Annotated in this window: 6 protein-coding genes and 1 tRNA gene; 6 read left to right on the forward strand and 1 reads right to left on the reverse strand. The window is 49.2% G+C overall.

The features are described 5' to 3' along the window. Window positions 1-14 precede the first annotated feature (14 nt). The 6 genes from recN to Q7Q81_RS10065 all read left to right on the forward strand — a co-directional run bounded on the left by recN (window position 15) and on the right by Q7Q81_RS10065 (window position 7,931). Window positions 15-1,715 (forward strand): DNA repair protein RecN, encoded by a 1,701-nt coding sequence (recN, locus tag Q7Q81_RS10040; RefSeq protein ID WP_304275808.1) that lies wholly within the window; start codon window positions 15-17, stop codon window positions 1,713-1,715. A gap of 9 nt (window positions 1,716-1,724) precedes the next feature. Next, entirely contained in the window at window positions 1,725-2,285 is a 561-nt protein-coding gene (locus tag Q7Q81_RS10045) for an NUDIX domain-containing protein (RefSeq protein WP_368502133.1), read from the forward strand. A gap of 139 nt (window positions 2,286-2,424) precedes the next feature. Further along, window positions 2,425-4,116 carry a carboxylesterase family protein gene (locus Q7Q81_RS10050; RefSeq protein ID WP_304275815.1) on the forward strand — a complete coding sequence of 564 codons (1,692 nt, stop codon included), beginning with the start codon at window positions 2,425-2,427 and terminating at the stop codon, window positions 4,114-4,116. A gap of 26 nt (window positions 4,117-4,142) precedes the next feature. Then, window positions 4,143-5,969 (forward strand): oligoendopeptidase F, encoded by a 1,827-nt coding sequence (gene pepF / locus Q7Q81_RS10055; RefSeq protein ID WP_304275816.1) that lies wholly within the window; start codon window positions 4,143-4,145, stop codon window positions 5,967-5,969. Between the two features lie 88 nt (window positions 5,970-6,057). Continuing rightward, window positions 6,058-6,144 (forward strand) — tRNA-Leu (locus tag Q7Q81_RS10060). 74 nt (window positions 6,145-6,218) lie between these two features. Next, window positions 6,219-7,931: a B12-binding domain-containing radical SAM protein gene (locus Q7Q81_RS10065; protein WP_304275819.1), complete on the forward strand. Its 1,713-nt coding sequence runs from the start codon at window positions 6,219-6,221 to the stop codon at window positions 7,929-7,931. An 87-nt stretch (window positions 7,932-8,018) separates the two neighbouring features. Here the strand turns inward: Q7Q81_RS10065 and Q7Q81_RS10070 are convergent. Beyond that, a partial coding sequence (locus Q7Q81_RS10070; RefSeq protein ID WP_304275822.1) for a hypothetical protein occupies window positions 8,019-8,257 on the reverse strand: 239 nt, incomplete at its 5' end.

The following is an 8,257-nucleotide window of genomic DNA, read 5'->3' on the forward strand; positions in this document are numbered from 1 at the left end:
CGAGGCAAGGGATTATGCTGCAATCATTGCATGTTCACAATTTTGCACTGTTAGAGGACGCGCATTCTGATTTTACCACCGGCTTCAATGTTTTTACAGGCGAAACCGGTGCCGGTAAATCTATTCTGATTGATGCCTTTGGCATGGTGCTTGGCGGGCGTTCTTCTGCTGATTACGTGCGCAGTGGTACGGATGGCCTGTGGGTGCAGGCTGTTTTTGACGTGAGCGGGCAGCAGGAGCTTAAAGCGCTGCTGACGGAGCACGGTCTGGAGCCGGAGGAGGATTTATTTCTGAAGCGTCAGATAAGTGCTGCAGGCAAGAGCCGTGCTTTTATCAACGGCGTGCAGGTGCCTTTGGCTGTGCTGAAGGCTATCGGTGCACGTTTGGTTGATATTCACGGCCAGCACGAAAACCAGGCTTTGCTGAAGCCGGATGCGCCGCTGCATCTGACGGATTCTTTTGGCGGTCTGAAGCTGGCGCAGGCACTGCAGGAGTATAAGCAGCTTTACAGCGAGTATACTGCTGCGGTAAAGCATTTGAGCAGCCTGGAGCAGGAAAATGAGCAGCAGGATTTGCTGCTGGACCGTTACGCTTGGGAAATCAAGGAGATTTCGGACGCTGCCTTGAAGCCGGGCGAGGAAGATGGTCTGGAAGCGGAGGCACGCCTGCTGCAGAACAGTGAGCGCATTATGAAGGCTGTTGACAGCTCATATCAGCAGCTTGATGAGGAGGACGCAATTCTTTCGCGTCTGGCGCGAGTGCGCGACCAGCTGCAGTATGCGGCACGCTACGACAGCCGTCTGGCATCGCTTGCAGAGTGTGCCGACAGCGCTTGGATCAGCTTGGACGATTGCCGCACGGAGCTGAGCGAATATATGGCAGGCAGTGAGTTTAACGGTGAACGTGCGGCACAGGTGCAGCAGCGTCTTGATATTATTTACCGCCTGCAGAAGAAGTACGGTGGCAGTACGCAGTCGGCATTGGAATATCTGCAGCAGACGCAGGAAAAGCTGGAGCAGCTGCAGCAGATTGCAAAGCTCTTAGAGCAGGCACAGAAGGCGGTAGCGGAAGCGGTTGTGCGTTTAGGACGTGCTGCCGCAGTGCTGACGCAGTTGCGTGAAGCCAGCGCCAAGGCGTTGGCGCAGCGCATTACGCAGCATATCCGCGATTTGGCAATGCCTAACGGTGTACTGCAGATTAAGTGCGGTCAGCTGGATAAGTTTATGCCGCTTGGCCGTGATGAGCTGAAATTTATTTTCAGTGCAAATATGGGCGAACCGCTGAATGACCTGGAAAAGGTAGCGAGCGGCGGCGAGCTGAGCCGTATTGCTTTGGCGGTTAAGACTGTGCTGATGAACAGCGGCGATGTTGCTACGATGGTATTCGACGAGATTGATACCGGTGTCGGCGGTGTTACGGCGCAGAAGATGGCGGAAAAAATTGCTGCTATTTCCAGTGTCGGTCAGGTGCTGTGTATTACGCATCTGTCGCAGATTGCTGCCTTTGCGGATAATCATATTCATATTGAGAAGCAAAGTGCTGACGGACGCACGGTAACGCAGCTGACAACGCTTGATTATAACGGACGTCTGCAGGAGCTGGTGCGCATGACGGCAGGCGCAACTGCCAGCAGGGCAGCCTTTGAAAGTGCTACCGAGCTGCTGCAGGGTGCGGAGCAGATAAAAAGCAGCTTAAAGCGACTGCAGGAGAAATGAGGTAAGATGATGCTGAAAAAATTTCATGAGGCGGCTTTAGATGAAATATATGTACCGGGAAGCAATGAGGAGGTCTTTAGCGGCCGCCTGCTGAAGGTGCAGCGCGACCACGTAACGCTACCGAACGGTAATGATACAACGCGTGAATATATCCGTCATCCGGGCGCAGTGGCGATTGTACCAGTGCTGGCTGACGGAAGCGTGGTGCTGGTAAAGCAGTGCCGTTATCCGCTTGGTACATTGTTGTGGGAAATTCCCGCAGGTAAGCTTGACCATGGTCCGGAGGAGGACACATTGGAATGCGCAAAGCGTGAGCTGAGCGAGGAAACAGGCTATGACGCAGAGCATTGGGAGAAGCTGATCAGCATTGCAACTACGCCGGGATTTTCTGATGAAATTATCCATTTATATAAGGCCTGGGGACTGCAAAAGTTTGCCCAGCATACCGATGAGGACGAATTCATCGGCGTGCAGGCCTTTACTCCCGAAGAGCTGCGTCGCATGGTTGCGGACGGCGAGCTGTATGATGCCAAAACCCTGTGCGCTCTTTACGCTGCTAAGGTAATTTGAAAAAGTCAATCATATTAGTTATTTGAGGCTGCTGAGAAGGCAGCCTCTTTTTTCGCACAGCCTTGTCAAGTGGGCAGCATTTCTTTATAATAGAGAAGTAAGTGTTTAATAAATTTCTATGAGGGAGTCAATGATACAGATGAAAAAGATGCAATATCTGCTTGCTTCGCTGCTGGCGGCAAGCGTTTTTACAACTGCGGCTGAGGCTGCAAATTTTAATAATGAAGTAAAAACCCAGCAGGGTGTTGTTGCCGGTGTTTATGACGACAAGCATCAGGTAGTGCAATGGCTGGGTGTTCCGTATGCGCAGCAGCCGACGGGCGCTGACCGTTGGCGTGAGGCGCAGCAGGCAAAGAAGCATAAGGGAATTTTGGACTGCACCAAGGCTGCACCGGCGAATATCCAATATAACGGTAAAAAGGTGCTCGGTCAGGAGGGCATGCTGACGCTTGATATTGTGCGCCCGGATACGCAGGAAAAGAATCTGCCGGTATTAGTTTATATCCACGGCGGCAATAATCAGGCCAGCAACAGCCATCTGATGGAGGGCAACAAGCTGGCGCAGGAAGGCAACATGGTTTATGTTTCCGTACAGTATCGCCTGGGACTTTTTGGCTTTAATAATCTGCCTGCTCTGGCAGATGGCAACAAGAAGGAACAGAGCGGTAACTTCGGCTTCCTTGACCAGGCTGCAGCCTTGGACTGGGTACGCGAAAATATCAAGGAGTTCGGCGGTGACGCCAAGAATATTACTGTTTCCGGTTTTTCTGCCGGCGGACGTGATGTTATGGCGATGCTGATTTCGCCTGTTTTCAAAAATAAATTTGATAAGGCTATTTCCTTTAGCGGCGGTCTGACTGTTGCCGATGCTGACAAGAGCAAGAAAACTATCGCGCAGAAATTAGCCCCGATGGTGGTAGAGGATGGTAAGCAAAATAATCTGATTAACGCCGAAAACTGGCTGCTTAGTGACAACGGCAAGGATAAAAAGGCCGTGCGTCAATATCTGCAGGCAATGCCGGCAGAGCGTCTGGCGCCGGTGATGGCAGGCGCTGTCATCCGCATGAGCGCATTTCCGCATCTTTACGGCGATGGAGAGGTGCTGCCGGTAGAAGGCTTTGCTACGAAGCATTACTACAGCGTACCGCTGCTGATGCTGGCAAGTGCTGACGAGTTCAGCTCCTTTGCTGCACGTGATCCTTTCTTTAAGGATCGTCTTGGCTTAATCAACAACGATTATAAGACTACGAGTGAATTTAAATTTGCCAATAAATACGGCAGTGCTTTGTATGGCTTCTTCAACGGCCAGCAGTCTGCTGAGGTTTTGTATCCGCATTATAAGGCCGATATGTATGTCTGCAGCTTTGCCTTTGCTCATACTGCTGACGTTGTCGGCAAGGAATATATGGTGCGTAACGGTGCGTTGCATGGCATCTTCCAGCCCTTCCTGACGGATCAGGGCTACGGCTATACCAAAAATACCGATGCCTTTGAGCAGGCGGGCTCCAAAGAATTGAGCAAAGCATTTATTGCTTCGATTGCGGCCTTTGTGCGTACCGGTAATCCTAATACTCCGGCTTTGGGAACAACGTGGCAGGCATGGAATCCCACCTACCGTCCGGAGCTTGTATGGGATGCCAACCGTCAGCATGCACGCATCAGCAGTATCAACAGCAGAGTAAGCTATGCCGGTATTTTGGCAGAGATGGCTAATGACAAGAGCATCAATGAGCAAAGCAAAAATTATATCATTCATAATGTGCTGAACGGACGCTGGTTCAGTGATGAGCTGGATGCCAAATACGGCAACCCCAGCCTGTGGCCTAAATAAGCAGTTTTATAAGGAGCTGATTAATAATGACAGAAGAAAAAAATACTACTCCGCTTCATGGCAGCAATGTTGCCAGAGAGCAGATTCCGGCAGCCTGCAAATGGCAGGTAAGCGATATATATGCCAGTGAAAATGATTGGCAGGCGGCCTGCGAAGAATATAAAAGCAAGCTGCCGCAGCTGCAGGCTATGCAGGGTCAACTGAATACTGCAGCCGCAGTGTGTGCTGCCTTAAAGCTGCAGGAAGAGTTGGCAAAGCTGCTGGATAAGATTTACGCTTACGCACGCTTGCAGCAGGATGCGGATAATACGGACCAGAAGCTGCAGGCGCTCGCAGGCGAGGCCGAAGGTATGGCAGCAGCCTTCAGTAACGCTAACGCTTTTGTAGAGCCGGAAATGCTGGCCTTAGGCAAGGAAAAGCTGTTGCAGATGCTGGACGAAGAGCCTGCATTGGCAGAATACCGTTTTTATATTGAAAATATGGTTCGTTTATCAGACCATGTTTTGTCTGCAGATAAAGAGGCTGTTTTTGCGCAAAGCCATTTGGCAACAGGTACTGCAGCAGCGGCCTTCCGCGCACTTGTGAGTGCCGATATGCAGTTCCCGGAAATTACCGACGGACAGGGCAACAAGACTAGCGTCAGCGAAGGCTGCTATCTGCTGAATATGACCTCTCCTGACCGTGTACTGCGTAAAAATTCTTTTACCGGCCTGATGAATACCTATCATCAATACCGCAATACGTTGGCAGCAACACTCACAGGCTCTGCACGCACCGGTTATTTTTATGCTACCGTGCATAACTATAAAGATACACTGGAAGCAGCGTTGGCAGAGGATAATATTCCGTCCAGCCTCTACGACGGACTGATTGATACTGTGCATGATAATTTTGCGCCGCTGCATGAATATATCCAATTAAAAAAGGACGTGCTGGGCGTAGATGAATTCCATTACTATGACATGTATATGCCTATTTCCACTGCGGGTGACAGCTTTGCCTGCAGCTTTACGGAGGCCTGCACCAAGGTTGAGGAAGCACTTGCTCCCTTGGGCAAGGAATATCTTGCGGCGCTGCATAAAGGCATGACAGAAGGCTGGATTGACGTATATGAAAATAAGGGCAAGCGCTCCGGTGCGTATTCCTGGGGCGTATACGGCGTGCATCCCTTTGTGTTGCTCAATTATCAGCCGCGTTATAACAGCATTTCTACCATCGCGCACGAAATGGGCCATGCTATGCACAGCTACTTCAGTAGTCAGGCACAAAGCTACGTCAATTCGGAATATACAATTTTCTGCGCGGAGGTTGCGTCCACTACAAATGAAAACCTGCTGCTGGAGCATACCTTGAAGCATGCTACGGCAGAGCAGAAGATTTATCTTCTGAACCAGTTCCTGGAGGCAGTACGCACAACGGTCTACAGACAGGTGCAGTTTGCCGAATTCGAAAGATATATTCACGGAGAAATTACCGCAGGCCGTTCACTGCAGGCTGAAAAGCTGGAGGAATACTGGCTGCAGAGCAATAGGGATTACTATGGCCCGGCGCTGACAGTGGACAAGGAATTGGCAAGCGAATGGTCCCGTATCCCGCACTTCTATACGCCGTTTTATGTGTACAAGTACGCAACAGGCTACAGTGCAGCGACAGCCTTCGCCAGTGCAATTTTAAGCGGCGAAGCGGGAGCGGTGGAAAAATATCTGGGCTTCCTGCATGCGGGCGGAAGCGATTATTCGCTGAACATCCTGAAGAACGCCGGCGTGGATTTGAATACGCCGCAGCCTGTAACGGTAACGCTGCAGAAGTTTGCTGCTAAGCTCAAGGAGCTGAAGGCGCTGTTGGGAAAGTAACCACTCTATAAGAAATTTAAAATAAGGCTATTGACAAAGCTTTAAGAAACGAGTATAATTGTTATTGTTCCGAGTGATTGGAACTTATGCCGAAGTGGCGGAATTGGCAGACGCACTTGACTCAAAATCAAGCGGGTTCACGCTCGTGCCGGTTCGAGTCCGGCCTTCGGCACCAGTAAATTTAGGCTCTACAATTTCGGTTGTAGAGCTTTTTCTGTATTTGTGGTTAAAAATTTGAGGAGCAAAGAAATGCAAGTAGTATTAAGCGCAATTAACAGTAAATATATCCATACCGGCCTTGGTCTGCGCTATGTCGGCGAATATGCTAAAGCGCAGGGGCATGAGGTAACATTAATAGAAGAAACAATCAATACCCCAATTCTGGCGGTGCTGGAAAAAATAATGGCAGTACCGGCACAGGTCTACGGCTTTTCGGTACATATCTGGAACAAGCCATTCGTATTCAAGCTTATTCGCATGCTGCGCAAACTGCGTCCGCAAGCAGCAATCGTTATTGGCGGACCTGAGGTAGCGTTTGACGCGGAGAGAATTTTTACGGAGCTGCCGCAGGCAGACTATATCGTGCAGGGAGAGGGTGAGCTGGTATTCAGCGAGCTGCTGGAGTATTTGGCTGGTGGTGGCTCTGTCCCTCAGCATATTGCGTATCGCGAAGGGGAGCAGGTGAACCTGAATGGAGGCATTACCGTAATAGATGATATGTCACTGCTGCCGTTCCCGTATCCTGATCTGGAAAAAATGCTGGCAGAGCATAAAATAGTTTATTACGAATGCACGCGTGGCTGCCCGTTTAATTGCGCGTATTGCCTGTCCGGCATATCGCGCTCTGTGCGCAAGCGTCCGCTGGAGCTTGTGCTGCGCGATTTGGACCGATTTATTGCTGCAGGCGTGCCGTTGGTGAAGTTCGTAGACCGTACTTACAATCTGGACGAAAAATACTTTCTGCCGATGATGGAGCATTTAGCACAGGCTGATACAAATGCAACTTTCCACTTTGAAATTAAGGCCGATATACTGTCAGAGCACGTTATGGATTTTCTGGCGACTGTTCCGAAGGGACGCTTTCAGTTGGAAATCGGTATTCAGAGCACGCATCAGCCAACATTAAAAGCTATCAACAGGCAGGATAACTGGGAAAAGCTGTCTGCTAATGTCAAACGTCTGCTGTCCTTCGGTAATATGCATATCCATGTTGATTTGATTGCAGGCTTACCTTATGAAGATTTGCCGACATTTGCCAAATCCTTTGATGATGTTTACGGTTTGGGTGCGGATATGCTGCAGCTGGGCTTTTTGAAGGTTCTGCCGGGTACGCAGATGCGCAGGGAAACAGAGCAGCATGATTTGCGTTATATGGACGAACCGCCTTATGAGATTTTGGCGACTAAGTATATGCCATATGAGGATATGCTGTATTTGAAGCACTTGGATAATATTCTGGACCAGACAGCCAACAGCGGTGGCTTTAAATATACGCTGAGGGCATTGCTGCGTGCTTCCGGCATGACAGCCTTTGCCTTTTACAGAAAGCTGACGCAGTGGTGGGTGAAGGCAGGATTTTATCCGCAGACGCACAATGCCAAGGGTGTAGCGGCAATCCTAAAGCAATTTATAGAAGAAAATTATGCCGGGCAGCAAGCGGAATTACTGGAGATTCTGCGTTTTGACGTATTCTGCGAGATACCGCAGTGGCGTCCGGAGTGGCTGAAGTGGCAGACGGAAGAAATTTTTGAAGCGGTTTCTGCTTTTTGGCGCGATGAAGAGAAGGTACGCCGATATATTCCTGCGTATAAATTCAGCAGCTGGCGCCAAATTCACAAGCTTTATCCGATTGAATTGTTTAAAGCTGATTGGGAAACCGGTAATGCAGAAGAAATTTTTGTGATGCTGGATAACAGCGGCGAGCAGCAGAAGCTGATTAAGCTGCCGATTGAAGTAAAATAGAATAGTATTAGTACAATAAAAAAAGAGCTGACGAGAGAAAAAAATTCTTGCGTCAGCTCGATTTTTTTGGAGAAATTTACGCAGATTTTACCGTTTTTCGGTAGAAATTTTAACTTTTTTGAGATTTTTTGAAGAAATTTCAGATGCTTTAAAGCGTGTATACATGATGCTTCTTTTGAATACTGAGCCACGTGTATCACGAAAAAATGTTAAAAAAGTAACAAAAAAGGTGTTGACATAATGCAGGTCACATGGTATTATATACAAGTCAACGCGATACGGCAACAAAACAAAAGCCAAAATCGCTAGGCACTGAACCTTGAAAA

It is taken from the genome of Phascolarctobacterium succinatutens, assembly GCF_958453765.1.
Lineage (GTDB): Bacteria > Bacillota > Negativicutes > Acidaminococcales > Acidaminococcaceae > Phascolarctobacterium_A > Phascolarctobacterium_A succinatutens_B.

Bases quoted from the DNA above. Each gene is read 5' to 3' on its own strand.
- Q7Q81_RS10045 (WP_368502133.1), top strand. From the start codon at position 1,725: ATGCTGAAAAAATTTCATGAGGCGGCTTTAGATGAAATATATGTACCG.
- Q7Q81_RS10050 (WP_304275815.1), top strand. From the start codon at position 2,425: ATGAAAAAGATGCAATATCTGCTTGCTTCGCTGCTGGCGGCAAGCGTT.
- recN (WP_304275808.1), top strand. From the start codon at position 15: ATGCTGCAATCATTGCATGTTCACAATTTTGCACTGTTAGAGGACGCG.
- Q7Q81_RS10065 (WP_304275819.1), top strand. From the start codon at position 6,219: ATGCAAGTAGTATTAAGCGCAATTAACAGTAAATATATCCATACCGGC.
- pepF (WP_304275816.1), top strand. From the start codon at position 4,143: ATGACAGAAGAAAAAAATACTACTCCGCTTCATGGCAGCAATGTTGCC.